Source organism: Flaviaestuariibacter amylovorans (assembly GCF_039541815.1).
GTDB lineage: Bacteria > Bacteroidota > Bacteroidia > Chitinophagales > Chitinophagaceae > Flavisolibacter > Flavisolibacter amylovorans.
The window spans coordinates 1059001-1082023 of record NZ_BAABGY010000007.1 but is presented as its reverse complement, the minus strand read 5'-3'; the positions used below and the strand labels follow the sequence as shown (position 1 = coordinate 1082023).

Annotated in this window: 23 protein-coding genes; 11 read left to right on the top strand and 12 right to left on the bottom strand. The window is 61.0% G+C overall.

All coding sequences use genetic code 11. The features are described 5' to 3' along the window. Positions 1–68: 68 nt before the first annotated feature. From ABD937_RS13080 to porQ, 9 genes are all read left to right on the top strand, one after another. A complete protein-coding gene (locus tag ABD937_RS13080) occupies positions 69–1601 on the top strand; it encodes a sensor histidine kinase (RefSeq protein ID WP_345256194.1) in 1533 nt (510 codons plus the stop codon). A 203-nt stretch (positions 1602–1804) separates the two neighbouring features. Continuing rightward, a complete protein-coding gene (locus ABD937_RS13075; RefSeq protein WP_345256193.1) occupies positions 1805–3055 on the top strand; it encodes a metallophosphoesterase in 1251 nt (416 codons plus the stop codon). A 277-nt stretch (positions 3056–3332) separates the two neighbouring features. Then, complete coding sequence (locus ABD937_RS13070; RefSeq protein WP_345256192.1) at positions 3333–4337, top strand: hypothetical protein; 1005 nt, start codon at positions 3333–3335, stop codon at positions 4335–4337. A 704-nt stretch (positions 4338–5041) separates the two neighbouring features. After that, the gene (locus ABD937_RS13065; RefSeq protein ID WP_345256191.1) at positions 5042–5629 is read left to right on the top strand and encodes a porin family protein; all 588 of its coding nucleotides are present in this window, start codon (positions 5042–5044) and stop codon (positions 5627–5629) included. Positions 5630–5666: 37 nt separating this feature from the next. Continuing rightward, a complete protein-coding gene (locus ABD937_RS13060; protein ID WP_345256190.1) occupies positions 5667–5909 on the top strand; it encodes a structural protein in 243 nt (80 codons plus the stop codon). A gap of 7 nt (positions 5910–5916) precedes the next feature. Then, positions 5917–6312, top strand: a complete 396-nt coding sequence (locus ABD937_RS13055; RefSeq protein ID WP_345256189.1) for a GxxExxY protein — start codon at positions 5917–5919, stop codon at positions 6310–6312. 299 nt (positions 6313–6611) lie between these two features. Further along, entirely contained in the window at positions 6612–9005 is a 2394-nt protein-coding gene (gene lon / locus ABD937_RS13050) for an endopeptidase La (RefSeq protein ID WP_345256188.1), read from the top strand. Between the two features lie 132 nt (positions 9006–9137). Beyond that, positions 9138–9785 (top strand): hypothetical protein, encoded by a 648-nt coding sequence (locus ABD937_RS13045; protein ID WP_345256187.1) that lies wholly within the window; start codon positions 9138–9140, stop codon positions 9783–9785. Positions 9786–10145: 360 nt separating this feature from the next. Beyond that, positions 10146–11162 carry a type IX secretion system protein PorQ gene (gene porQ / locus ABD937_RS13040; protein WP_345256186.1) on the top strand — a complete coding sequence of 339 codons (1017 nt, stop codon included), beginning with the start codon at positions 10146–10148 and terminating at the stop codon, positions 11160–11162. Here porQ and ABD937_RS13035 read toward each other — a convergent pair whose 3' ends face one another. From ABD937_RS13035 to ABD937_RS13010, 6 genes are all read right to left on the bottom strand, one after another. Continuing rightward, positions 11163–12632 carry a sulfatase-like hydrolase/transferase gene (locus ABD937_RS13035; RefSeq protein ID WP_345256185.1) on the bottom strand — a complete coding sequence of 490 codons (1470 nt, stop codon included), beginning with the start codon at positions 12630–12632 and terminating at the stop codon, positions 11163–11165. It abuts the gene before it with no gap. Between the two features lie 132 nt (positions 12633–12764). Further along, entirely contained in the window at positions 12765–14261 is a 1497-nt protein-coding gene (locus tag ABD937_RS13030; RefSeq protein WP_345256184.1) for a hypothetical protein, read from the bottom strand. A gap of 214 nt (positions 14262–14475) precedes the next feature. Beyond that, positions 14476–14637 (bottom strand): hypothetical protein, encoded by a 162-nt coding sequence (locus tag ABD937_RS13025; protein ID WP_345256183.1) that lies wholly within the window; start codon positions 14635–14637, stop codon positions 14476–14478. Continuing rightward, positions 14634–15749, bottom strand: a complete 1116-nt coding sequence (locus tag ABD937_RS13020) for a M42 family metallopeptidase (protein WP_345256182.1) — start codon at positions 15747–15749, stop codon at positions 14634–14636. Before ABD937_RS13020 ends, ABD937_RS13025 begins: the two co-directional genes overlap by 4 nt. A gap of 32 nt (positions 15750–15781) precedes the next feature. After that, positions 15782–16621: a UbiA family prenyltransferase gene (locus ABD937_RS13015; protein WP_345256181.1), complete on the bottom strand. Its 840-nt coding sequence runs from the start codon at positions 16619–16621 to the stop codon at positions 15782–15784. Positions 16622–16628: 7 nt separating this feature from the next. Further along, complete coding sequence (locus tag ABD937_RS13010) at positions 16629–17090, bottom strand: hypothetical protein (protein WP_345256180.1); 462 nt, start codon at positions 17088–17090, stop codon at positions 16629–16631. Positions 17091–17165: 75 nt separating this feature from the next. On the opposite strand from ABD937_RS13010, the gene ABD937_RS13005 reads away from it, so the two are divergent. After that, complete coding sequence (locus ABD937_RS13005) at positions 17166–18122, top strand: acyl transferase (protein ID WP_345256179.1); 957 nt, start codon at positions 17166–17168, stop codon at positions 18120–18122. A gap of 375 nt (positions 18123–18497) precedes the next feature. On the opposite strand, the gene ABD937_RS13000 is transcribed toward ABD937_RS13005, so the two are convergent. From ABD937_RS13000 to ABD937_RS12980, 5 genes are all read right to left on the bottom strand, one after another. After that, positions 18498–18758: a KGG domain-containing protein gene (locus ABD937_RS13000; RefSeq protein ID WP_345256178.1), complete on the bottom strand. Its 261-nt coding sequence runs from the start codon at positions 18756–18758 to the stop codon at positions 18498–18500. 289 nt (positions 18759–19047) lie between these two features. Beyond that, entirely contained in the window at positions 19048–19503 is a 456-nt protein-coding gene (locus ABD937_RS12995; RefSeq protein ID WP_345256177.1) for a response regulator, read from the bottom strand. A gap of 119 nt (positions 19504–19622) precedes the next feature. Beyond that, positions 19623–20123, bottom strand: a complete 501-nt coding sequence (locus tag ABD937_RS12990) for a hypothetical protein (protein WP_345256176.1) — start codon at positions 20121–20123, stop codon at positions 19623–19625. A 102-nt stretch (positions 20124–20225) separates the two neighbouring features. After that, the gene (locus ABD937_RS12985; protein WP_345256175.1) at positions 20226–20594 is read right to left on the bottom strand and encodes a hypothetical protein; all 369 of its coding nucleotides are present in this window, start codon (positions 20592–20594) and stop codon (positions 20226–20228) included. An 81-nt stretch (positions 20595–20675) separates the two neighbouring features. Further along, entirely contained in the window at positions 20676–21059 is a 384-nt protein-coding gene (locus ABD937_RS12980; RefSeq protein WP_345256174.1) for an HPF/RaiA family ribosome-associated protein, read from the bottom strand. 104 nt (positions 21060–21163) lie between these two features. Between ABD937_RS12980 and ABD937_RS12975 the strand changes: the two genes are divergently transcribed. Further along, the gene (locus ABD937_RS12975) at positions 21164–21892 is read left to right on the top strand and encodes an SGNH/GDSL hydrolase family protein (protein ID WP_345256173.1); all 729 of its coding nucleotides are present in this window, start codon (positions 21164–21166) and stop codon (positions 21890–21892) included. A gap of 121 nt (positions 21893–22013) precedes the next feature. Here the strand turns inward: ABD937_RS12975 and ABD937_RS12970 are convergent, their stop codons facing one another. After that, positions 22014–22754, bottom strand: a complete 741-nt coding sequence (locus ABD937_RS12970; RefSeq protein ID WP_345256172.1) for a class I SAM-dependent methyltransferase — start codon at positions 22752–22754, stop codon at positions 22014–22016. Between the last annotated feature and the right edge of the window lie 269 nt (positions 22755–23023).

Genomic DNA, 23023 nt, shown 5'->3' with positions numbered 1-23023 from the left:
TGCCTTCGGGAAAGCGCCCGGTGCATCCCGTTCAGCGGCGTATCTTGCACCCGATTGCCCTTAACTGTATGTCTACCCACTCCGCAAGCCCCCTTGGCGCCGATCCCAACATGACCGGCCTCTTCATGCAGGCGCCCGCCCTGATCATGATCCTCGAAGGGGCGGAGCTGCGCTGCACCTTTGCCAACCCGCTGTTCGAGAAGCTGTACGAAGGCAGGCAGCTCGTGGGCCGCACCCCGCGGGAGGTGGCGCCCGAGCTTGCCGGGCAGGGCTATTTCGAGATGCTCGATTCCGTTTATGCCACCGGCACCGCCGTTTATGGCTACGAGTTCCCGGGTGTGGCTGATTGGAAAAACGAGGGGCGCGATTCCACGATCTACTTCAATATGGTATATGCGCCCTACCTCGTAGACGGGCGCACCGCCGGCGTCATGATCTTTGGCTTCGAGGTAACGGCCCAGGTGCTGGCCCGCCAGCGGGCCGAGCGCGAGGAAGAGCGGCTGAAGCGGATGCTCAACGCGCTGCCCCAGATGGCCTGGACCGCCACGCCCGAAGGCTTCGTGCAGTACCTCAACGAGCGCTGGTACGCCTATACCGGCCAGGCGCCGGAAGAGGCCCTGGGCGGTGGCTGGGCCGGCGTGGTGCCGGAGAACGAGCAGCCCGCGCTGCTGGCCAGGTGGCGCCAATGCCTCGCAGCGGGCACGACCTACGAAGCCGAAATGCGCTATCGGCGCCACGACGGCGTTCTGCGCTGGCACTCCGCCCGAGCCGAGGCCATCCGCGATACCGATGGGACCATCCTTTACTGGCTCGGAGTGTCCACCGACATCCATGAGCAGAAGTCCTTTGCCGAAACGCTCGAGGCCCTGGTGTCGGAGCGCACGCTCGCGCTGAAGCGCTCCAACGAAGAGCTCGGGCAGTTTGCCTATATCGCCTCGCACGACCTCAAAGAGCCGCTGCGCAAGATCCTGTTCTTTGCCGACGCGCTGGAGCGGGGGCTGCCCGAATCGCAGCTGCCGACGCTGCACCGGATCCAGGGCGCCGCGCTGCGGATGCGCAACCTCGTGGAAGACCTCCTTGAATTTTCGAGCGTGCAGCAGCAGTCGCTCCACCTGAGCCCGGTAGACCTCAACGAAGTGCTTACGGCGAGCCTCCAGGACCATGAGCTCCGTATCCAGGAGCTTGGGGCGGTCATCAGCGCCGGCACGCTCCCGACGGTGCCGGGCGTACCGCACCAGCTCCTGCAACTGTTCACCAACCTGGTGGGCAACGCGCTCAAATACAGCAAGCCCGGTGTGCCGCCGGAGCTCAGGATCCACGCAGGCAGGGCATCGGAGTCTGACCTGAAGCGATTTCCCGACCTCGATTCGCGGAAGGAGTACCACGCCATCGTTTTCTCCGACCGGGGTATCGGCTTCGACCCCGGCGAGGCGGAGCGCATCTTCACGCTCTTCCAGCGGCTGCATGGCAAGGGCAGCTACTCCGGAACAGGCGTCGGGCTCGCGCTGTGCCGCAAGGTGGCGCGGGGGCATGGCGGCGAGATCTGGGCAACCGGCCAGCCGGGCGAAGGCGCCGAGTTTCATGTGCTGCTGCCCGCCTGATCTTCCTTCGACCCCGCTGCACTTCGACCAGGAGGACAACAGCGGGCGGAGCCAAAACCTCCAAAACCCCCAAAACCTGTTCTCCCTTTCACCGCCGATTTCCGCAACTTACCGGACTTTTTAGCCTCTTTAACCGACCGGTCGGCCCCGGGCTGTCCAGATTCAGCGGAACTGCCGTTACTTGCGGAAGCTAAATTTCTTTCATGCGCTTTTCTGTTTCCGGCCTGATCATCCTGGTGCTCATGCTGCTGCTCGACTGGTACGTGTTTGCCATCCTCAAGGCGGTGACCCACAGCGCGAGCCCACGCACCCGCTCCGTGATCTTCGGCATCCACTGGACGCTATCGGCCCTCATGGTGCTTTCCTTCCTGTTCATGCCCGCCATCAACAACTCGGGGCTGCCGAAGCCGTTCCGCAACGCGCTTTTCGTGACCATCGTGGGCCTCTTCTTTGCCAAGCTCATTGCGGGCGTGTTCTTCCTGCTCGATGACATCCGGCGCCTCTTCCAGTGGGCTGCAGGGCGCCTCTTCTTCAACAACACCGAGGGCGGGCAGATCCAGAAGGACGCCGGCATCTCGCGCTCGCTCTTCCTCTCCTGGCTCGGGCTTGCCGCCGGAGGTACGCTCTTTGGCGGGCTGCTGTACGGCATGGGCAACAAGTACGCCTACAAGGTGCGCACCGTGCGCCTGCAGTTCCCGAACCTGCCGGCCGCCTTCCGCGGGCTTAAGGTGGTACAGATCTCCGATGTGCACAGCGGCTCTTTCACCGACCCGGCAGCCGTGCAGCGGGGCATCGAGAAGATCAACAGCCTCGGCGCCGACCTGATTCTGTTCACCGGCGACCTCGTGAACAACATCGCTGCGGAGATGGAGCCCTATACGAATATCTTCAGCAAGCTGAAGGCCCCGATGGGTGTCTACTCCGTGCTGGGCAACCACGATTACGGCGACTACCACAACTGGGAGCGCCTCGACGACAAGCGGGCCAACCTGCAGCGGCTGAAAGACCTGCAGGCGGAGATGGGCTGGCGATTGCTGATGAACGAGCACGTGCTGCTGGAGCGCGGCGGCGAGCAGATCGCGCTGATCGGCATCGAGAACTGGGGCGCGAAGGCCCGCTTCCCGAAGTACGGCAAGATGGACCAGGCCTATCCCGGCACCGAGTCGGTCCCGTTCAAGATCCTCATGAGCCACGACCCCTCGCACTGGGATGCGGAGGTGCGCCCGAAATACAAGGATATCGACCTCACACTTTCTGGGCATACGCATGGCATGCAGTTCGGCGTGGAGCTGCCCGGCTTCCGGTGGAGCCCCGTGCAGTACGTTTATGAGCAATGGGCGGGCCTCTACGAGGAAGGCGCGCAGAAGCTCTATGTGAACCGTGGCTTCGGCTTTCTCGGCTATCCGGGCCGCGTCGGCATTCTTCCGGAGATTACACTTCTTGAATTTGCCTAAACTCGTTTTAGCGGTTTTGAAAGGGTTGGGAAAAAGATGCTTATTGAATAAGTTCTGTGTGGTTTCGTGCAGCTTTTATTGAAAGGGACACGCAAGGCTCCGGCAGGCCCCGAAGGCATCAGCAACCCCTCAAAACTTCTCAAAACCTCCCGAGGCTTCGGGACAAAACCATCCAAAACACTTTCCCTGGTTTCCTATCTTCGGCGCACCTGTGATTAAACTTCTTTGCTGTTTCCGGGTCAAGGGAGGCGGGCCCCGGTGGGCCCTGACTGCCGTCATGATGAGAACCTGGAGTTGCTGTATCATACTGTTGTTGCTGGCCGGTGGGGGCGAAGCGGCCGCACAGAAGCGGGACAAGCCCTTCGTGGACAGCACCGCCTATTACGACGATCTCTTCGACGACATGGAGGAGTTCCTGGATTCGGTAACGGCACCGCGCACGTTTTTCCTGGTGAACATAGGCGTCAACGACGCGTACTTCAACTACGAGCAGGAAGGCTCCTTCGACCTGCTGGCGAAGCGGCAGCTCACCTACACGCCTTCGGTGGGCTATTACCACAAGGGGGGGCTCGGACTCAACTTGTCGGCCACCGTGGTCAACGACGGCACGGGTTTGAATGCCTTCCAGTACCTGGCCACCGCTTCCTACGATTACTTTCAGCAAACGGCCTTCGCCACCGGCATCAACTACACCCGCTACTTCACCCGGCGCGACCTTCCGTTCTATACGACGCCGCTGCAGAACGAGGTGGGGGCCTATTTTACGTACAAGCGCTGGTGGGTGAAGCCGGCGGTATTCGTGAGCTACGGCTGGGGCAGCCGCGAGGAGTATGCCGAGCGGGAGGCCTATATCACATCGCTGCGCCTGCGTCCCGACGGCTTCACACGGGTACGGACAAACGAAACGATCTCTGACTTCTCGCTCTCGCTTTCCGCACGCCACGACTTCTGGTGGCTCAACGTAGGGATGAAGCATGCCTCGCTCCGCATCACGCCACAGGTGGTGTTCACAAGCGGTACGCAAAAGTTCGGCTTCAACCAGAACGCCAATACCTATGGCGTGGTGCGGGCCACCAACCTCAACGAGCTCATCGCCACCGAGAACCAGTCGCTCGACGACCAGCTGTATTTTCAGCCCCTGTCGCTGGCCGGGTTTCTACGGGTGGAGTATTCCTGGAAGCGCATCTTCCTGCAGCCGCAGTACGTGCTCAATTACTATTTCCCCGCGGGCAGCCGCAATTTCCTCGGGCTGTTCCGGTTTAATGTAGGCATGTATTTCTAGCGCATCCCCGATTGTGCGCGTGCTGTTCGCGGAGTTTATCCCGCCGGGGCGGGGCGCACGTTTTTCACACAGCGGCACGGCGACACGACGACACAGCGGCCACTTTGTTGCCGGCGCAAGCGCCTGACTGTTCTCAAAGCGGCACGCGGGTTTCTCGCGAAGACGCGGAGACGCGGAGGCGCAGAGAATATTGCGTTGATCGGTGTGGCCGTCATCGCGCGGAAGGTCCCTGTCGAAGGCGAAGGACGGGCACCGCATCGTCGGTATGAGGTTGCCGAAGGTTCCCTTGTTACGCGTAAAACCTGTTAAGGCAATCCATCGCAACAAAATGCCATTCAGCGAATCATAACTTACTTTTTTGAAGACCCTACTTAACGCTGGCTTACGGAACACTCCGCGCAACGTGGGAGTCAGCTTCGCTGCGCTCGCATTGACGCGCCGCCACGTTCGCAATGACATGTCGCCGCGCCGCTCTCCGCCGCGTCGCCACGTGAACGTCCTGCCGCAGGCAGGGCCATTCTTCTGCGTGCTCCGCGTCTCCCGAGGCTTCGGGAGCGTCTCTGCGAGAAACCCGCCAACCTCTGTAGTGAATGGCAGCCGCTTGCGGCGGTGACAGAAATGCAAATGCCCGCCCTATCTTTTCTTTAACGACTCCAAAGCAGCGCTTGGCATGAAGGTTGAACGCACGCGGGAAATTCATTTTCATGAAAGCAAGACTACCGTTCGTACTCGCCGCCCTCCTGGCCGCGCAGGTAAGCTCCGCCCAGTTCAACATCGGCGCCAAGGGAGGCGTCAACCTCACCAAGATCGAAGGCCGCAGCTTCCAGGAAGGCTTCCAGACCGGCTACCACCTCGGCGCCTTTATGGAGATCGGCCTCGGCAAAAAGTGGCACCTCCAGCCCGAGCTGCTCTTCAACCAGGTGCAGGGCCGTTACGACACCGCCTTCCGCCAGGTATACCAGAATGCTTTTTCCGACGCCCGCTCCGGCAACGTGAAGCTCAACTACCTCTCGATCCCCATCCTGCTCAATTACCACGTGGGCAAGGCCCTCTCGCTGCAGGCCGGCCCGCAGTTCGGCGTGCTGATCAACAAAGACAAGAACCTCCTCCAGAACGGCAGTGAAGCCTTCAAAGGCGGCGACCTCTCGCTCCTCGGCGGCGCCCAGATCCACCTCTCCAAGCTGCGCTTTACCGGCCGCTACGGTGTGGGCCTCAACAACCTCAACGACATTACCACCAAAGACAAGTGGAAAAGCCAGACCATCCAGCTGTCGGTGGGCTTCGCACTTTGATGTCAGATCTGAAATCTTGGATGTGAGATCTGGGGTAATGCTCGATCTGTTGCTTCCTCCGGATCAAATTCTTTTTTTTGTGCCCCGCGTCGCTGCAACGACCGGGGCATTTTACTTGGTGGCAGGAATGGACGGCCGCGAGCGGCCTGATGCGCGACGGCACGACGGCACGAAGGCGCGACGACAAAACACTTTTTTTCACCGAAACTTTGGGAAAAATCTCATTGATTGTCGATGTATTTCCAATGGTAGCGTGATCGGGCTTTGCGAGCTTGCTTGAAAAAGCTATGGTAACCAATGAAGAGGAGATTGCGCAAGCTGTACTCGACTGTGCTTTTTACATACACAAACTTTATGGCCCAGGGTTGTTGGAAAGTATCTATGAAGATTTGATGGAGTACGAGTTGGTCAAGCGAGGATTCACGGTTGAGCGCCAGAAACCAGTCGCATTGATACATGAGGAACTTCGCAGGAAGCGCGCCTTTCGGGCGGACTTGATCGTCAACTATACGGTGCTTGTGGAGCTCAAATCCCGTATGGAGCTTCATCCGGATTACTATAAGATACTGGTTTCATACCTGCGGCTGTCGCGTATCCGGCTGGGATTGCTGATCAATTTTGGTATGCCCCTGCTTAGGGATGGGATCCGACGCGTTGTCAACGATCATCCAATCAGGATGTAAACGCTCTGTGAGCCGTTAATTGTGCTGCAGTAATATCATCCTACAAACGTAGCGCGGAAGCGGCGTAGGCACACAAACTAAGATTTTCGTTGTGCCGTCGTGCCGTCGTGCCTTAGCGGATCAGGCCGCGTGCGGCCGTCCACTTCGCCCGCAGGGTGGAAAAGTGATCTTCTCGTGCGGCAGCCCTACACCTGAGATCTGAGATCATACATCTGAGATCATACATCTGAGTTCTCCTCCCTGCGTTACCTTTGCCGCTACGGCGCCCGCGCGCCCTTTTCCTGATCAAACCAATCACCTTGCGATTCAGCCAGAAGCCCGAAGAGGAAATGGATTTCCTGCCCATTATCCCGCTCAACGAGCAGGACGCCGAGAACTTCGACCTCAGCTCGGTACCCGAAGAACTACCGGTGCTGCCCCTGCGCAATACCGTGCTCTTCCCGGGTGTGGTGCTGCCCATCACCGTGGGGCGCGACAAAAGCATCAAAGCCGTGAACGAAGCCTATAACGGCGACAAGCTGATCGGCGTGCTCGCGCAAAAGGACTCCAACGTCGAGGACCCCACCGTGGCCGACCTCGAGTCCATCGGCACCGTCGCCAAGATCGTGAAGCAGATCAAGATGCCCGACGGCGGCATCACCATCATCATCCAGGGGAAGTCGCGCTTCGCGCTAACGGAGGTGACGTCCGAAGATCCCTACTTCCGCGCCCGCTTCACGCTCGTGACCGACCCCGAGCCGCCCACCGACCCCGACTTCGCCGCCTATGTGGCCAATATCAAAGACATCGCCACCGAGATCATCCAGCTTTCGCCCAATATGCCCTCCGAGGCCTCGGTGATCCTCAAGAACATCGAGAGCCCCGCCTTCCTTATTCACTTCGTATCCAGCAACCTCTCTACCGAGCTGCGCGAGAAGCAGCGCCTCCTCGTCACCGACTCGATCCGCGAGCGCGCCGAGCTGCTGATGGAACTGCTGCAGAAAGAACTCCAGTTTGCCGAGCTCAAGAACAAGGTCACCAACAAGACGCGCGCGGAGCTCGACAAGCAGCAGCGCGAATACTTTCTCCAGCAACAGCTCAAAAGCATCAAGGAGGAACTGGGCGGCGACGTGAACGAGCGCGAGCTCCGCGAGATGCAGAAGAAAGGCGAGGGCAAGCAATGGAGCGACGCCGCGCGCGAGGCTTTCCGCAGGGGCGTGGAGAAGCTCGAGCGCATGCACCCGAGCACCCCCGACTACTCCGTGGTGTACAACCACCTCGACCTCATGCTCGACCTGCCCTGGGCCCACTACTCCGAAGACAAGTACGACCTGCGTCATGCCCGGGAAGTGCTCGACGCCGACCACTACGGCATGGAGAAGATCAAGGAGCGCATCCTCGAATACCTCGCCGTGCTGAAGCTGAAGGGCGACATGCGCTCGCCGATCCTGTGCTTCTACGGTCCGCCCGGTATCGGCAAGACCTCGCTGGGCCGCTCCATCGCCAACGCCATCGGGCGCAAGTACGTGCGCCTCTCGCTCGGCGGCATCCACGACGAGAGCGAGGTGCGCGGCCACCGGAAGACCTATATCGGCGCCATGCCCGGCCGCATCGTGCAGTCGATCCGAAAGGTGCAGACCTCCAACCCGGTGATGATCCTCGACGAGATCGACAAGGTAGGCGCCGACCATCGCGGCGACCCGAGCTCCGCGCTGCTGGAGGTGCTGGACCCGGAGCAGAACAATTCGTTCTACGATAATTACCTCGAGCTCGAATACGACCTGAGCCGCGTCCTCTTCATCGCCACCGCCAACAACCTGCAGACGATACAGCCCGCACTCCGCGACCGACTCGAGATTATCGAGCTCAGTGGCTACGCAGTGGAGGAGAAGATCGAGATCGCGAAGCGCCACCTCGTGCCGAAGCAACGCGAGGCGCACGGCCTGGGCAACGTGAAGTTCAGGATCTCCGACAAAGTGCTCGAGTGGACCATCGAGAACTACACGCGCGAGAGCGGCGTGCGCGAGCTCGACCGGCAACTGGCCGCCATCATGCGCCACCAGGCGATGCAGCTGGCCATGGAAGGAAAGGTGAAGCCGGCCGTGGGCACCGCCGACGTAGAGGCGATCCTCGGGCGCCCGCGCTACAACAACGAGCTGTATCGCACCGCCAATATGCCCGGCGTGGCCGTGGGCCTTGCCTACACCTACGTGGGTGGCGACATTCTCTTCATCGAAACGACGCTCTCCGAAGGGAAGGGTGAGCTGAAGCTGACCGGCAACCTGGGTCAGGTGATGAAGGAAAGCGCCACCACCGCGCTCTCGTGGCTGCAGGCCAACGCGGCAAAGCTCAAGCTCGACCCCAAGGTGTTTGAGAAGAAGACCGCGCATATCCACGTTCCCGAAGGCGCGGTTCCGAAAGACGGTCCGAGCGCGGGCGTAACGATGCTGACGGCACTCGCTTCGGCATACACCGGCCGCAAGGTGCGTCCCTACCTGGGCATGACCGGTGAGATCACCCTGCGCGGGCAGGTGCTGCCCGTAGGCGGCATTAAGGAAAAGGTGCTCGCTGCAAAGCGCGCCGGCCTTCGCGAGCTCATTTTGTGCGTGCAGAACGAGAAGGACGTGCAGGAGATCAACCCGGAGTTCATCAAGGGCGTGTCCTTCCATTTCGTAAAAACGATGAGCGAGGTGCTCGCACTGGCGCTGGCATAGGCTATCGAACGATTACAGATTGGTGGGATGTCCCTCGTTGCGTAGCAGCGGCGCGCGGCTGTTCGTGCGCAGTGGCCCGGCGCATTCATCCGAAGCCTGCTAAAGCGCACGGGCAATGGCAGCGTCTTCGTTTTGCTGACAGCGGATTTGGCTGCCGGTATCGGCCCGGTACGTACGCAATGGCTACTGCGCAAAAAATATCTGGTGTGCCCGGGCGTCTTCAGTAAAGAATCGGAAATTGAGCTGCGCCAGCTGCCGTCGGGCCTCCGGCGAGGGCTAACTCCACCTGTGCTGCATTTTACTGCGATGAAAAAACCGACCTTGTTCCTCTGCGGCCTACCCGCAATGTTGCTGCTGGTAACCGCAATCACCCCCTTAAGCTTCACGGGTGCCCTCCCCGCCCTGGTGGTGTTCGGAACCGCCTTGCTGCTCTCGCTGTTCCTGCGCGGCCGGGTTCGCAAATGGAGCGTCAGCTACCTGTTGCGCTGGGTGCCGGTAGCGGCCTTGATTGTGGTTCCGATCCGGTTTTTAATCGATCCTGTGGCAGGCAACCCGTTCAGCCGTTGGGCGACGGTCCGCATTTCACACCGCGCTGTCGGCGGGCTGCAGTACATCGCCCACCAGTTCCGCGACCTGGGCGCAAGGGGGTATGCGCGCCGCACCTGCCAGGTTACTCCGGTTTTCCCGGGGCTGGCCTATTTCGTGGAGGTGGACACATCCGGGCTCTCGGCGCGGTGGAAACCGGTGGACGAGGAATACAACCCCTTTCACTGGAAGTAGGCGGAACTGCGGTAGCTCGGTGCCGGCTATTTGTGTACCTGCGGTAAGCGCCCTTTTTAGGGCCGGCTGTCGAGTTTCTTCAGGAGGTCTTGGAAGCCTGCTTCCCCCATGCCTCTGCCCATGATCTGTCGGTTTGCGTCGGGCAGGAAATAAGTAGGGTAGGAGGAAACCTGAAAGTTATAAAGCAGCCCGTTCAATGCACGCTGCTCGAGGGGCAGCAGCGTACGGGAAATTCAGACGCGCTGGAACGGCTCGGCACCAGCCCGCAGGAATACGCCCGGCAGCGTTGCTTCGCAGGCACGGGAGGGCACGCCTGCCTGCCTTTGCCACCCGGCCCTGATGGCCTACCTTAGTCCCGAAATGCGCCTACTCCTGATCCTTTCTTTCCTGTATGCCGGCACGGCTTTGCGCGCGCAGACCGTGGGCGGTTCGGCGGTATACAACTTCCTGCACCTGCCCGCCTCGCCGGCGCTGAGCGCCGCTGGTGGTGTGAACGTATCATACGCGGCACCCGACGCAGGACTGGCGGCCAACAACCCGGCGCTGCTGCAGCCCTCGCTGCACGGGCAGCTCGGGCTCAACTTCAACGCTTTTTTCGCGGGCACCAGGGCCTACCAGCTCGCCGGCGTTTACCACCACAAGAAATGGAACACCACCTTTGGTTCCAGCCTCTTTTTCATTGATCATGGCTCGCTCACGCAAACCGACGCGGTAGGCTACGAAACGGGCGCCTTTCGCCCGCGCGATATGAGCTTCCAGGTGTCGGCAGCACGGCGCTACCTCGAGCGCTGGCAGTATGGGGTAACGGCCAAGTTGATCCGCTCGAGCTACGGCACCTACGGCTCCACGGGCCTCGCCTTCGACCTCGGGCTCCTGTACAAGGACACGGCGCGTCATTTTTCAGCCGGCCTGCTGGCCAGGAACATGGGCGGCCAGGTAAGCCGCTTCGGCTCGCTGGGAGAGGACCTGCCTTTCGACCTCCAGGTGGGCATCACGCAGCGCCTCGCCAAATCGCCGTTCGGCTTCTCGCTGACGCTGCAGCAGCTCCACCGGTTCAACATCGGCTATAACGACAGCACCTTCAACAACGAGACCGGTCAAACCAACAAAAGCTCCTTCGCCACGAAACTGTTCAACCACTTTGTGCTCGGCACCCACATCTTCCTGAGCCGCAACCTCGAGGCGACGCTGGGCTATAATTTTCTCCGCCGCTCCGACCTCAACGTGGGCGGCACCGGCAACGGGCTCAACGGCTTTTCCGCCGGCTTTACAGCCCGCTTCAGCCGCCTGCAGGTGCAGTATGCACGCGCCTACTACCAGCGTGGCCGCGCCTACAACCAGTTTGGGCTGCAGCTCTCCCTGTATCGCAAGGTGTGATCAGTGTGGCGCCTGCTCGGCGATGTGCACCAATGAATCCGGAAGGAGCGGAAGCTGTTGCCCGAAGCAGGTGTTGAGCAGGAGGCGGAACTGGTTCACGTTCGACGTGCCGGGTTTCCATGCTGCTTTCACGCGATCCGGAACATACACGGCATTGACCGTACTGTAGTAATACGGACGTGCCGACGCTCCGTCGAAATACCGGTAGCCGTGATCGCTCATAAACAGGATCACCGTGGGGCGCGTTGCCGCCTTCCGGATGCGGGTGATGAGGTCGATGTAGACACCGTTGGCATAGTGCAGGTAGCCGAGGTAGGCGGCCGTGTCGTCCTTTGTGTATGCCCGTTCCAGGCTGTTCGGCCTACCCTGCGCATCGTAATAATAGGGGCTGTGGGGCAGCAACAGGTGGGTGTAGACGAACCGCCTGCCGCCCTGTGGCTGCGCGATCTCCGATTTCAACAGGGCGATGAGGGTATCGTTCACGTTGCGCGCCTTGAGGCCGTCTTTGTGGGTTTTCAGGATCCCCCGCAGGTACAGGTGGTAGGAAATGTCGCGCCACCCGCGCTGGGTAAACGTCTGTGCCGTCAGCAGCCGCTCGCTGCGCACGCCAAATACGTCCGGTACGCGGGCAGGGGCGTCGCCGATGTCGAAGATGGAGTAGTTGCGGATGTCGTAGCCCTGTTCCCCGAAGAAGCGCGCCACCTGGCTCGTTTTGATCCAGGAAAAGCACTGCGACACATCTTTGGGGTTGGTGGTCGGCGACACCTGCAGGTAGGCCAGGTTGAGCAGCGACGCGGTGGAATACTCCGTGAACATGTAGTTCGAGGTGGAACGAGGCACCACGTGAAAGCCAAGGGCGGCCAATGAGTCGAGAAAGGGGCTGTTGTCGAAGCGCAGCCGCCGGAGCTCGTCGGCGCCCGCATATTCATCGGCTACGATCAGGAATACATCAGGCATCGAATCACGGGCTGCCGGCCTGAATTCGATATGGCGTGCAGCGACCATCTTTTTCTGCCGTGCGTGTTGCTGTATACCCGACACGCCCTCGATGGCCAGCAGCACCACCAGCAGCAGATTGAGGAAGCGGATGGGCCGGCCGAAATCCCCTTTGCTCCGCTTCAGGTAGCGATACAGCAGCCCGGATAGCAGCACCAGGAGCGGCAGCAGGAACGAGTAGCGCGTGGGCAGGCTGCGGCCCAGGGAGGCTTTCAGGAAGTCGTGCACGGTGCCGAAAAAGAATTGGACAAAAAGCAGCGCGAAGGAGAACAACAGCGCAGGTGCCGGCCGGCGGAGTAGAAGCAGCGAAAGTCCGTAGAACAATGCGGCTACCGCGGCGTACGTTACGGAAAGGAGCACGATCGCAGCCGCTGGTACCAGCCCGTAGTTTTCGACGCAGCCGTGGGCGATGAAGAAAGCCGAAAGCAGCAGGAGCGGAACAAGGGCGGTCAGGTGTCGGAAGCTGCGATTCATGGGGCCGTATTTAGAAGCCATCAAATGGACAATGCCGAAGGCCGCTGGCGCGCCGGCCGCCAAATAAACGGTTTCCCCGCCAATCGGGGACCTCTTTTTTGTGCCGCGCCCGCACGTACCTGCGCGGTACCATCACTCCACAAGGAAGGCGGACGAATCGCGCAGCATCGGCAGCCGCTGGTGAAACTGCTGGTTGAGCAGGGCCCGGAGGTGGTTGACGTGGCTGATACCGGGGTACCAGGCACTATAGTTCCCCGAAGGCAGGTACACTGCGTTGAGGACCGACAACTGAAGATGCGGCGGTACGGCGGGTGCGCTGCCGCCGCCCCGGTAGCTGTGGTCGCTGAGCAGCAGGATGATTGGTGGGCGCGGGCTGCCGGCCAGGATGCTGTCTACGAGGGAGAGCAGGCGCCCGTTGGCATACTGCAGGTATTCAAGGTATTGCCGAGGGTCTTTGTTGTGCGGGTCGGCAAGGAGGGCTGCCGGGACCGGGGTGCCGTCTTTCCGGTAGAAATACGGGTCGTGCGGAAGCATCAGGTGGGTATAGATGAAGCGTGGTTGGCGGGCAGAGCGCCGGCTTTCGGCCAGGGTCAGGTCGGCCATCTCCCCGTTGCCTTGGTTCACCTCGTAGCGGGCCAGCCGCCTGATCTCGGAGGGCAGGTGGAAGCGGGTCACCAGGTGAAAGCGCAGGTCGCGGTTCAGGCGGCTCTCCAGCGTCGGCAGCAGGAGCACCGAGCGTCCGCTCCTGAAAAACGGGATCTTAAAGGGGGGCGGCGCATCGCCGAGCGCAAAAATTGAGTGGTTGTGCACCTCATACCCATTGTGTTGCAGCCAGCCTGCGAAGCGACTCCGCCGGATCAGCGGGAAGCACAGCTCGTGGCCCATTTCCGTACGATGGCGGTTGTCGGGCAGTGGCAGAAAATCCATGTTGAGCAGCGACGCCATCGAGAAGGCGGTATAGTTGTAGTTGCTGCTGGCGTCGGGCACCACGCGAAACCCCCGTTGGGTCAACGCCCCGGTAAAGGCACTGTTGTCGAATCCGAAGTACTGTGCAAGGGCACGGTCGCCGGCATATCCGTCTGCCACGATCAGGTGGATATCCGGCTTCGCGGCACTGTCGGGCAGCGCGGTCATGGCGAGTGGCGGCAGCAGCGGCCCGTCGTTCCGGTTCAGGTGGTGGACCGTGCCGATGCCGGTATCCACCAGGAGCAGCACCACCAGCAGCACATTCAGGTAGCGCGTCAGGCGTACGAAGGAGGCCCGGCTGCGGTGAAGGGCACGGAAAAGCAGCAGCAGCGCGGCGGCCAGCAGGGGCAGCACCAGGCTGTACTTACCCAGGAAGCCCTGCCCCCCGATTGCTTTGAGCCCGTCGTGGAAGATGCCGAAATAGAAATAGATACCGGCCGCTGCAAAGACCATCAGCGCCGCCCGTTGCCAGTTGCGCCAGCGATACCAAAGCAGTACCGTGCCCACTACGATCGGGAGCCAGAACCGGGGAAGCAGCGGCACCGCGTCGGCGGGGCGCACCAGGTGCGGGTGCTCCACCACGCCATGCAGGAGAAAGAACACCGGCAGCAGCAACAGGTAAAAAGGGAAGTCCGCCTTCTTTGGTGGCACCGGTGCGGTCATGGGCGGGCATTGAATACAGAACCTGCCCCTAACCGCTGCCAGGGTTCGCGGGGGAGCATTTCGCACCGCTTCGCAACGGTTGCCCCGGTGTATGTACTGTAGCTATCGGACGGCGCGCCACGGTGCTGCGCCTGCCGGTGCGCTTGTCCGTCGAAGGAAAAGACATGGCCAGCCCGGGCGCCGTAGGAAGAAGAAGGACACGTTGCGCCGGGCATCAGGGCTTCTTGTTTTTCCTGCCGAAGAGGCGGTAAAAGAACATTTTTACGTACAGTACGATGTTCTTGAAAAAGAACGCAACGCCGAGTGCGGCAGCCACCAGCGCCTGCAACAGGTAGCTGCCGCTTCCCGGGTCGATGTATAAAAGATGGTGCATCATGCGAAGTAGCTCAGGTTCGTTTTGGGGGTCAGGGTCAGCAGCGTTTCGTACATAAGGCGGATGGTGCCTTCGATGTCGGAGCGGTGCAGCATTTCCACCGTCGTGTGCATATAGCGCAGCGGGATGGAGATGAGTACCGAAGGGCAGCCGTCGTTGGCATAGGCGAAGGAGTCGGTATCCGTGCCCGTGCTCCGCGACACCGCCCGTAATTGTACGGGAATGTCGCTGTCGGCGGCTACGTCCTGCACCAGCTGCAGCAGCTTGTTGTGCACGGCGGGTCCGAAGGAAAGCGAGGGGCCTTTGCCGCACACCGTATCGCCCTCGATCATCTTGTTGATCATCGGTGTGGACGTATCGTGCGTCACATCGGTGATGATGGCCACGTCGGGCTTGATGCGGCGGGCGATCATCTCGGCGCCGCGGAGGCCGATCTCCTCCTGCACGGCATTCACCACGTAGAGGCTATAGGGTAATTTTTTGCGGTTCTGGCGGAGCAGGCGGGCCACCTCGGCGATCATGAAGCCGCCGATGCGGTTGTCGAAGGCGCGGCCTACGTAATAATCGTTGGCGAGCTCCTCGAAGCCGTCGGCATAGGTGACCACCGCGCCTACATGGATGCCCAGGTCCTCCACTTCCTTCTTGCTCCGGGCGCCGCAGTCGAGCCACAGGTTCTCCACCTTGGGCTGCTGCTCCTTGTCGCCACCACCAAGGCGGGTATGGATGGCGGGCCACCCGAATACGGCCTTCACGAGGCCGTTCTTTCCATGGATCCACACCCGCTGGCTGGGGGCAATCTGGTGGTCCACGCCGCCGTTACGCTTCAGGTAGATGAGGCCGTCGGCGGTCACGTAGTTGACGAACCAGGAGATCTCGTCGGCATGTGCCTCGATCACCACCTTGAACGGCTGACCCGGGTTCACGACGCCCACGGCCGTGCCGTAAGGGTCGGTAAAGGTCTCGTCTACGTACTGCGTAATATAATCCAGCCAAAGGCGCTGGCCACTGTATTCGAAGCCAACGGGCGAGGGGTTGTTGATGTAATCGACCAGGAAGGCCATCGATTCGCCGGTGATCACGGACTTGTTGGATTTCGGTTTCGTCGCTTTCGCCATAAGGGAGGTTTAATCGTCAAATTTATGGATATCTAGAGGATCAGCCACAGACCGCTCGAGAGCGCCATGAGGCCGTCGAGTGCGCAATAGTAAAAATAATCGGACCGCCGGCGCTGCGCCGTGCGCCAGAGCCCGCCGAGCAGGAGCCCGGGCAGCAACAGCAGCGCCGTTTCCGTGACCGTAAACCCGTACAACGGCAGCGCCGCGCCGCTGGCAAAGAACACCGCCAGGGAGCCGGCAAAGAGCCGGTGCACGCCGCTTTCCGGGAGCTGCGTCACGAGGCTGCGGATGCCTTCGGCGCGGTCGGCAGCGCGGTCGCGGTAATCGAAGAGGATGCAGATGGGGTAGATCAGGTAGAAGCGGTTGAACACGAACAGGTAGGTGGCAGTGCTCCATTCGGTGCCTGCCACCAGCAGGGGCAGCATGAAGGGGATATGCGTCCAGGCGAGGGCCAGGAAGGCTGTTTTGCCCACCGCGATCCGCTTCAGGAGGCCGAAGGGCTTCGACGGGATCTTGGGCGCCGAATAGAGGAAGGTGATGAAGGCGGTGAGCAGCAGCCAGGGCCAGTGGGGCAGCAGGCGCCAGCCGAACCAGGCGGCGGCCAGGAGGGAGGCGCCGAAAAGGGCCGCATGCAGCTTCCGGTGCCGCACCGACCAGGCGGCTTTGGGGCTATGCCCATACAGCGCCGGCGTGAGCAGCCAGTGAAAATTGTAGGAGCAGAGCGTGCCGGTGAAGATAAAGCCCAGTAAGTCGGTGTTGAGGTGCCCGGCGAAGCGCAGCTGGGTGTGCCCTGCCATCAGCAGCGCGCAGGCGCCGATAAAGACGCTTGTGAACAGGAGGCCGTCGGCAACCTTCCGGAGGAGCGGGACCAAGGGAGGCTTAGCTGCGGAATACGTAAATGTTGGGCACCACGAGGGTATCGCTCTTGTTGTCCTGGGCGTCCTTCACCACGATGCGCAGGTCGAGGGTGTCGGTTTCCTTGCCGTAGGGGGTACCGGTCTGGTTGCGCGGCGCGGAGGCGGCCTGGAGGTCGGGGTTGCTGAGGCCGACGATGATCCGGCCCGACTGGGTCTTGGGGAAATCGGGTACGCTGAATTCGAGCTTCATCGAAGCCACCGGGTTGTTTTGGGTTCGGTTCTTCCACACCTTGGTCACGAAGATCGAATCCGTGACGTCGCCTTCCTTGTCGGTGAATTCGAGATCGAGTTGCAGCAAGCTTTGCAGGTCAACCGGGTTGTTGGAAACGGAAATCAATTTCAGCTGGGGCTTCGTCTGGAATTTATCTTTGTTGCAGCCTGCGAGCAAAAGCGCGAGGGCACCGATCTTCAGGATATTCTTCATGGAAGGGGGTTGATCGAAACAAATTTAAACTATTGGGGCTTACGTTTCATGGGCGTTGCAGACATTAATAAAATATTGGAGATCGGCCCGGATGGATTCGAGGCGGCGGCCTTGGACCTGTACCAGTTTCAATACGCGCATAATCCCCTGTACGGCCGCTTCTGCGACCTGCTGGGCCGACGCGTGCAGGAGCTCGCGTCGATTCCGTTCCTGCCCATTTCCTTCTTCAAGACGCACGCGGTACAGACCGGCACCTTTGAGCCGGCCCTGCGCTTCGAGAGCAGCGGCACCACCGGCGCCACCACCAGCCGGCACCTCGTTAAGGACGCAGCCCTCTATGCCGCCGTTGCCGAAGCGGCCTTTGAGCGGATCTACGGGCCGCTGGGCGAATGGTGCATCCTGGCGCTCCTGCCCTCGTACCTCGAGCGCGGCAATTCGTCGCTGGTACATATGGTGCAACACTTCTCGGAACGGAGCGGGCATCCGGGCAACGGCTTCTTCCTGTACGACCAGGCGGCGCTCTGCGACCAGCTGCGGGAACTCAATGCGGCGGGGCAGAAGACGCTGCTCATCGGCGTTACCTACGCCCTGCTCGATTTTGCGGAGGCCCACCCGATGCCGCTGCCGCACACGGTGGTCATGGAAACCGGCGGCATGAAGGGCCGGCGCGAGGAGTGGGTGCGCCCCGAGGTGCATGCGCGGCTAAAGGAAGCGTTCGGTCTGCAGGGCATTCATTCGGAATACGGGATGACAGAGCTGCTGTCGCAGGCCTATGCGCCCGAGGAGGGCCTCTTTGTGGCGCCGCCCTGGATGCGCGTGCTGGTGGCCGACGAAGACGACCCGGCGTCGCTGACGCCCGCAGTGTCGCGCCCGCGCACCGGGCGCCTGCACGTGATCGACCTGGCAAACCGCTGGTCCTGTGCTTTCATTGCCACCGAGGACATCGGGCGGCAGCATCCCGACGGTCGCTTCGAGGTGCTGGGCCGGATGGACCACAGCGATGTGCGCGGCTGCAGCCTGCTGGCCGTGTGACCGACAATCGGGAATCGGCAATCGGGAATCGGCAATGTTTTGTTTCGGGTGGGGTTGTCCGTTGCTACCGATCCGACATTTATAACGCGCATACCGGGAGAAAGGCGCATGGTGTGCACGCCGTAATCATTTCGCTTGATCTTCAAAATTGCGAAGGCTTGGAACTGGCGACGGGTCGGTTGGAGAAAAGTGTTCCGCCATCGATCCGTAGAAACACAAGTACGCCCCGCAAGCGGACCGAGGAAGTAGGAACGGCCGTATCCGGAACGACCCATTTCCAATAAACCAATAAACCAGTAAACGGCCGCGCAGCGGCCCTCCCGGGCACAAAAAAGCCAGGCGCAATGCCTGGCTCCAATGTTTTGATCATCTTCCTCAGAGGGCGGGACCTTCCTGGCCACGCTCGTTCTGCTGACGACGACCACCGCGCGAATTCATGCCGCCTTTGCGGCCTGCCTCGCGGGCTTCTTCGCTGGTCCACTGGTGGGCCACACCTTGCTCGTGGGCCGCACGGCCGCCTTTGCTGGCGATCTCGCGCTGGCGTTCGGGACTCATCGCAGCGAAGCCACGATTGGAGCGTTTGCGTTCAGAACCGGAATTCTGTTGGTTGCCTTCGTTGATTCTGTTTTCGTTCATAACGGATTTTTTTGCGTTTGTGTAAATGGTTGAGGGTGTACTACCGAACGCTGATAGTCTAAAAAACTGTGCCTCCCGGCTGCGCTTCGGGCCCGTGTGGCGCGGCTTCGGGCGAATTGAACGGGGGGCTCCGTTTAAAAAACCCGTATTCCACAATCACGTGCCTTGTGTGCCGCCACCGCTTCCCCAATACGGGTAGAAAAAGATGGTGGAAGCCTTTCCCTTATTTGCGGGTTTGTACAACTCCTTCTACACAAAAGCCGCTGCCACACCGCGTTCCACGGGATCGTCAGGCCGCATTGTGCTCCGGGGTGCGGTTGCCGGCGTGAGCCATCGGCACGCCTTCGCGCACATGGCGCACGAGCAGGCGCGCGAGCTCCAGGATGTCGCCGTACTCCATCCCTTTCTCATAGCATTGGAGCACCCCCTTCGACAGGAGGTCCCGCTGCATCTTGGGGCTCATGCCGGTGGAATACAAAACGATGGGGATGTGCCGGAGCCGCTGTTGCTGCTGGAGCGACAGGGCGAGCTCCGCGCCGTTGATGGCGGGCATATTATAATCCAGTACAAAGAGATCGGGGTGGGATTGCTCCGGGAGCTGCTGCAGGTAGTCGAGCAACTCCTCGCCGGAGCAGAACATCTTGACTTCGTCGATGAACTGTAGCTCGGTGAAGGCCTGGTGCATGATGTAGCGGTCATCAGCATCGTCTTCTACCAGCAAAATCCGGAAGGCCAGTTTTTGCATAAACGGATGATTAAGGGGTGATCCTGAAATGAGGTTCCTGACAAATTTAGGGAAAAGAAATCCGAAAACAGATCAGGCCCTCAGGATTTCCTTCAGGCCTCCGGGCGGGCCACCGGCACTCACGAGGAGAAGAAGGTGCCCGGGTCGAGCAGGTCGGACAGCTCGGTCTTGCAGATCCCGATCATAATGGTGCCGATGCTCGCGGAGGCGTAGCGCAGTTGCACCCCGTTGATCTCGAGGGCAGCGGCTTCGAGGGCCTTCTCGTGGTAGCGGCGGATCGGCGCCTTGCCCTGCATCACGCCGGCAAAAGAGGCGAGGTAGGGGTTGGTCGTAGCCGCGAGCTCCTCGTCGGGGATGGGCGTGAGCTCCCCAGCCGCAGCCAGGCGCACTTCGTCCTGACCGCTGGCAAGGCCCTCTTCGGCCAGGGCATGGAACTGGTCGCCGATGCGGAGCGTGAAGAGGGTCAGGATGAGGCTGTCGAGAAAGCCCATATTGGCCTCAGTGAGCGGCATTTCGCGGAAGGTGTAGATACCCTCGATGCCCGAGAGCAGGAGAAAGGGATTGATGTGCAGGTCTTTGGCCTTTTCGGACAGCGCCTGCAGGAAGGCTTGTTCGTTCATAGGAGTCAGTTGAAGGAGCTCGCCTGCAAGATAGGCGCGGGGCGGGGCAAAAAAAGAAAAGGGACCGCCCCAGGCAGTCCCTTTTTTATCCGGAAGCCGGATTTATACCTCGTCCGTATCGGTCGTGCGCTGCACCGTCACCCGGTCGCCGCTGCGGCCGGCATCGGTAGTGGTAGTAGTCACGGTTCTGCGCCGGCTGCCGCCCCCCAGCAGGGCCACGAGCAGCAGGATGAACACGGCCGCCCCGATCACCCAAACCCAGGGAGAGTTGTACCAGGCACCGGTGGCGCCATCGGTAAGGCTCACCGAGGTGTTGGAACTGGTGGTGGTAGTGGACGACGAAGAGCCGCCGCTGCTGCTGCCACCCGAGGAGGAGCCGCCTCCGTCCTGTGCCCAGAGGGACACCTGGACCAGCGCTGCCATCGCCGTCAGGGCGAGGGCCCGCGCGCGGAAAAGATGCTGTTGTGTCATATACTTTTTTTTAGGTTCATAGACCGGTCTGTCGGGCAAAGCCGTTCAATAATTGAGCCACCCCATCCATAAAGATCCGCCTTAGCCGTTATTATACGACGCTTTCTCCTCGTCGTCCGTATCCGCCAGCAGCTGGTCCGTCAGGATATCGTTGGGATCCGAGCGGTGCTTGCGGTCGATCTGCTTGTCGTGGGCCTTTTTGAGCTGGGTGGCGAGGATATCCACGCAGGCGTCCACCGATTGCTCGAAGGAGGCGGCGTGCTCCTTCACGAACAGGTCCGGACCGGGCACCTCGAGGCGGATCTCGCAATAATCCTCCGGCGTGGCGCGGTCGGGGCCCTGGAACAGGGTGACGTTGGCCCGGATGATCCGGTCGCCTGGCTTCAGCTTCTCCAGTTTCTCGTTGATATAGCCTTCCAGTTCGGCGCTGTGCTTGAAGCCCAGCGATTGAATGATCACATCCATAGCTATTGATTTTTCGTATCCTGTAGCCATTATCATACCATTCGCAGCCCTGAAAACAAGGGGTGTCGCCATCTTTTTGGACCCCGGTTTGCGTACATATCCGCATGATCCGTCTTTTATATGTACTTCTTTGCGGCGCCCTGGCCGGCGCCGGCACGTCCTGCAGCCGCAACGGCGAAAACGTCGAGATCCCGCCCCCGGTGCCCACGGTCACCGACAGCACGGGTGCTACCGTATCGTACCTGGCGCTTGGCGACTCCTATACCATCGGGCAGGGCGTGGGCGCCGACGAGCGCTTTCCGTTGCTGCTGGCCCGGGGGCTGCGCGACTCCAGCCTCCGTGTGGGCGAGCCGCGCTACGTGGCCCGCACCGGCTGGACCACCAACGACTTAATGACGGCCATCAACGCAGAAACCGACCTGGCGCGCTCCTACGGGGTGGTAACGCTGCTCGTCGGGGTCAACGACCAGTACCAGGGCCGCGATACGGCCTCCTACCGCACGGGCTTTACGGCCCTGCTGGAGCGGGCCATTGCCCTGGCCGGCGACCGGCGCAACCGGGTGTTCGTGCTGTCGATCCCCGACTACAGCGCAACGCCCTTCGTGGCTCCGGCCGATAAAGACCGGGTGCGCCGCGCCATCGACCAGTTCAACGCCATCAACCGCCGCATCACGGCCGATTACGGGGTGTCTTATACCGACATAACCCCGCTCTCCAGGAACGCGGCCACCGACCCGGGCCTGCTGGCTTCCGACGGGCTGCATTATTCGGCACGGGCACACGCCCAATGGGCGGCCCTGCTGGCGCCTAAAATCGCGGCTGCGCTGAGGTAAGTAAAAATTCAAAAGTCAAAAGGCAAAACGTTTGCGGCTATAGCCTGATCACAGGGATGCCCGCGACGTATACGTTTTTGAATTTTGATTTCTGACTTCCCGGGCCACGGAGGAACGAGACCTAGCGGTGTGCCGCCAACAGGATGAGTCTTGCTGTTTTCCGCACGTCGTAGGCATTGAGATCGTAGTCGCCGAACACTTCCTGCACCTGCATACCCTGGAAGGAGAGCATGTCGGTGAAGTCGCCGAGCGAGAACTTGGCTACTTTTTCGGTATGCGTCAGGGGGCGCTCCAGGGCAGGGTCCTGAACCGTGATCTTCTTATAAAAGTGGTCGTTGTCGTGCCAGCGGTGGATCTCGTAGTGCGAGGTGCCGACGGTCTTTTCCTCGTTGTGGACGAGCCGGTCTTCCACCCAATGTACGTTGAGGTAGTCGATGAGCAGGGTGCCGTCGCGGCGGATGGACCGGGCCATGGTGCGGAGGGCCGTGTCGTGCTCGCGGCGCGTGGCGAAGTACCCGAAGGAGGTGAAGAAGTTGAAGGCGTACTGGAAGTAGTTGATCCAGTAGGGGAGGCGCATGTCGTGTACGTGGAAGTGGAGGCGCTCGTGGGCGAACTGCCCGGCAAAGGAGATACTTTCGGGGGAGATGTCGATGCCGGTGACGTCGAAGCCGCGGGCCGCGAGGAAGCGGCTGTGCCGCCCCTTGCCGCAGGCCACGTCGAGCATGGTGGCACCCGGTGCCGGGCGGAGGTGCCCGATGAGGCGGTCGAGGAAGCCCTCGGCCTCCCGCTCATCCCGCTCGAAGTAAAGCTTGTGGTAATAAGAAGAGTTAAACCAGTCCTGATACCAATCCCGATCGCCCATGGTCCCTTTTTCGGCAAATCTAGGGCCGGGATGGTGAATGATCAATGGTCAATGGTGAATGAGGGGGGAATGGGCGCTCAGGGGGTGGGGTGCGCTGTTGCATAGGCCCGGGGGCGGCTCGACCCTTGGGCCAGCTTCAGTTAGGGCGGTTTCGGCGTGACGGGGTTCCTTCCGCCAACTCTGCCCCATTGACCATTGACCATTCACCATTCACCCCCACCCCCGAAATGAGTTCGGCCCGGCTGCGGCGAATCCCGTATTTTTGCCCC

What these genes read in the sequence shown, in the direction of transcription:
- ABD937_RS13080 (WP_345256194.1), top strand. Translation starts at nt 69, where the DNA reads ATGTCTACCCACTCCGCAAGCCCCCTTGGCGCCGATCCCAACATGACC.
- ABD937_RS13075 (WP_345256193.1), top strand. Translation starts at nt 1,805, where the DNA reads ATGCGCTTTTCTGTTTCCGGCCTGATCATCCTGGTGCTCATGCTGCTG.
- ABD937_RS13070 (WP_345256192.1), top strand. Translation starts at nt 3,333, where the DNA reads ATGATGAGAACCTGGAGTTGCTGTATCATACTGTTGTTGCTGGCCGGT.
- ABD937_RS13065 (WP_345256191.1), top strand. Translation starts at nt 5,042, where the DNA reads ATGAAAGCAAGACTACCGTTCGTACTCGCCGCCCTCCTGGCCGCGCAG.
- ABD937_RS13060 (WP_345256190.1), top strand. Translation starts at nt 5,667, where the DNA reads ATGCTCGATCTGTTGCTTCCTCCGGATCAAATTCTTTTTTTTGTGCCC.
- ABD937_RS13055 (WP_345256189.1), top strand. Translation starts at nt 5,917, where the DNA reads ATGGTAACCAATGAAGAGGAGATTGCGCAAGCTGTACTCGACTGTGCT.
- porQ (WP_345256186.1), top strand. Translation starts at nt 10,146, where the DNA reads ATGCGCCTACTCCTGATCCTTTCTTTCCTGTATGCCGGCACGGCTTTG.
- ABD937_RS13035 (WP_345256185.1), bottom strand. Translation starts at nt 12,632, where the DNA reads ATGAATCGCAGCTTCCGACACCTGACCGCCCTTGTTCCGCTCCTGCTG.
- ABD937_RS13030 (WP_345256184.1), bottom strand. Translation starts at nt 14,261, where the DNA reads ATGACCGCACCGGTGCCACCAAAGAAGGCGGACTTCCCTTTTTACCTG.
- ABD937_RS13025 (WP_345256183.1), bottom strand. Translation starts at nt 14,637, where the DNA reads ATGATGCACCATCTTTTATACATCGACCCGGGAAGCGGCAGCTACCTG.
- ABD937_RS13020 (WP_345256182.1), bottom strand. Translation starts at nt 15,749, where the DNA reads ATGGCGAAAGCGACGAAACCGAAATCCAACAAGTCCGTGATCACCGGC.
- ABD937_RS13010 (WP_345256180.1), bottom strand. Translation starts at nt 17,090, where the DNA reads ATGAAGAATATCCTGAAGATCGGTGCCCTCGCGCTTTTGCTCGCAGGC.
- ABD937_RS13000 (WP_345256178.1), bottom strand. Translation starts at nt 18,758, where the DNA reads ATGAACGAAAACAGAATCAACGAAGGCAACCAACAGAATTCCGGTTCT.
- ABD937_RS12995 (WP_345256177.1), bottom strand. Translation starts at nt 19,503, where the DNA reads ATGCAAAAACTGGCCTTCCGGATTTTGCTGGTAGAAGACGATGCTGAT.
- ABD937_RS12990 (WP_345256176.1), bottom strand. Translation starts at nt 20,123, where the DNA reads ATGAACGAACAAGCCTTCCTGCAGGCGCTGTCCGAAAAGGCCAAAGAC.
- ABD937_RS12985 (WP_345256175.1), bottom strand. Translation starts at nt 20,594, where the DNA reads ATGACACAACAGCATCTTTTCCGCGCGCGGGCCCTCGCCCTGACGGCG.
- ABD937_RS12980 (WP_345256174.1), bottom strand. Translation starts at nt 21,059, where the DNA reads ATGGATGTGATCATTCAATCGCTGGGCTTCAAGCACAGCGCCGAACTG.
- ABD937_RS12975 (WP_345256173.1), top strand. Translation starts at nt 21,164, where the DNA reads ATGATCCGTCTTTTATATGTACTTCTTTGCGGCGCCCTGGCCGGCGCC.
- ABD937_RS12970 (WP_345256172.1), bottom strand. Translation starts at nt 22,754, where the DNA reads ATGGGCGATCGGGATTGGTATCAGGACTGGTTTAACTCTTCTTATTAC.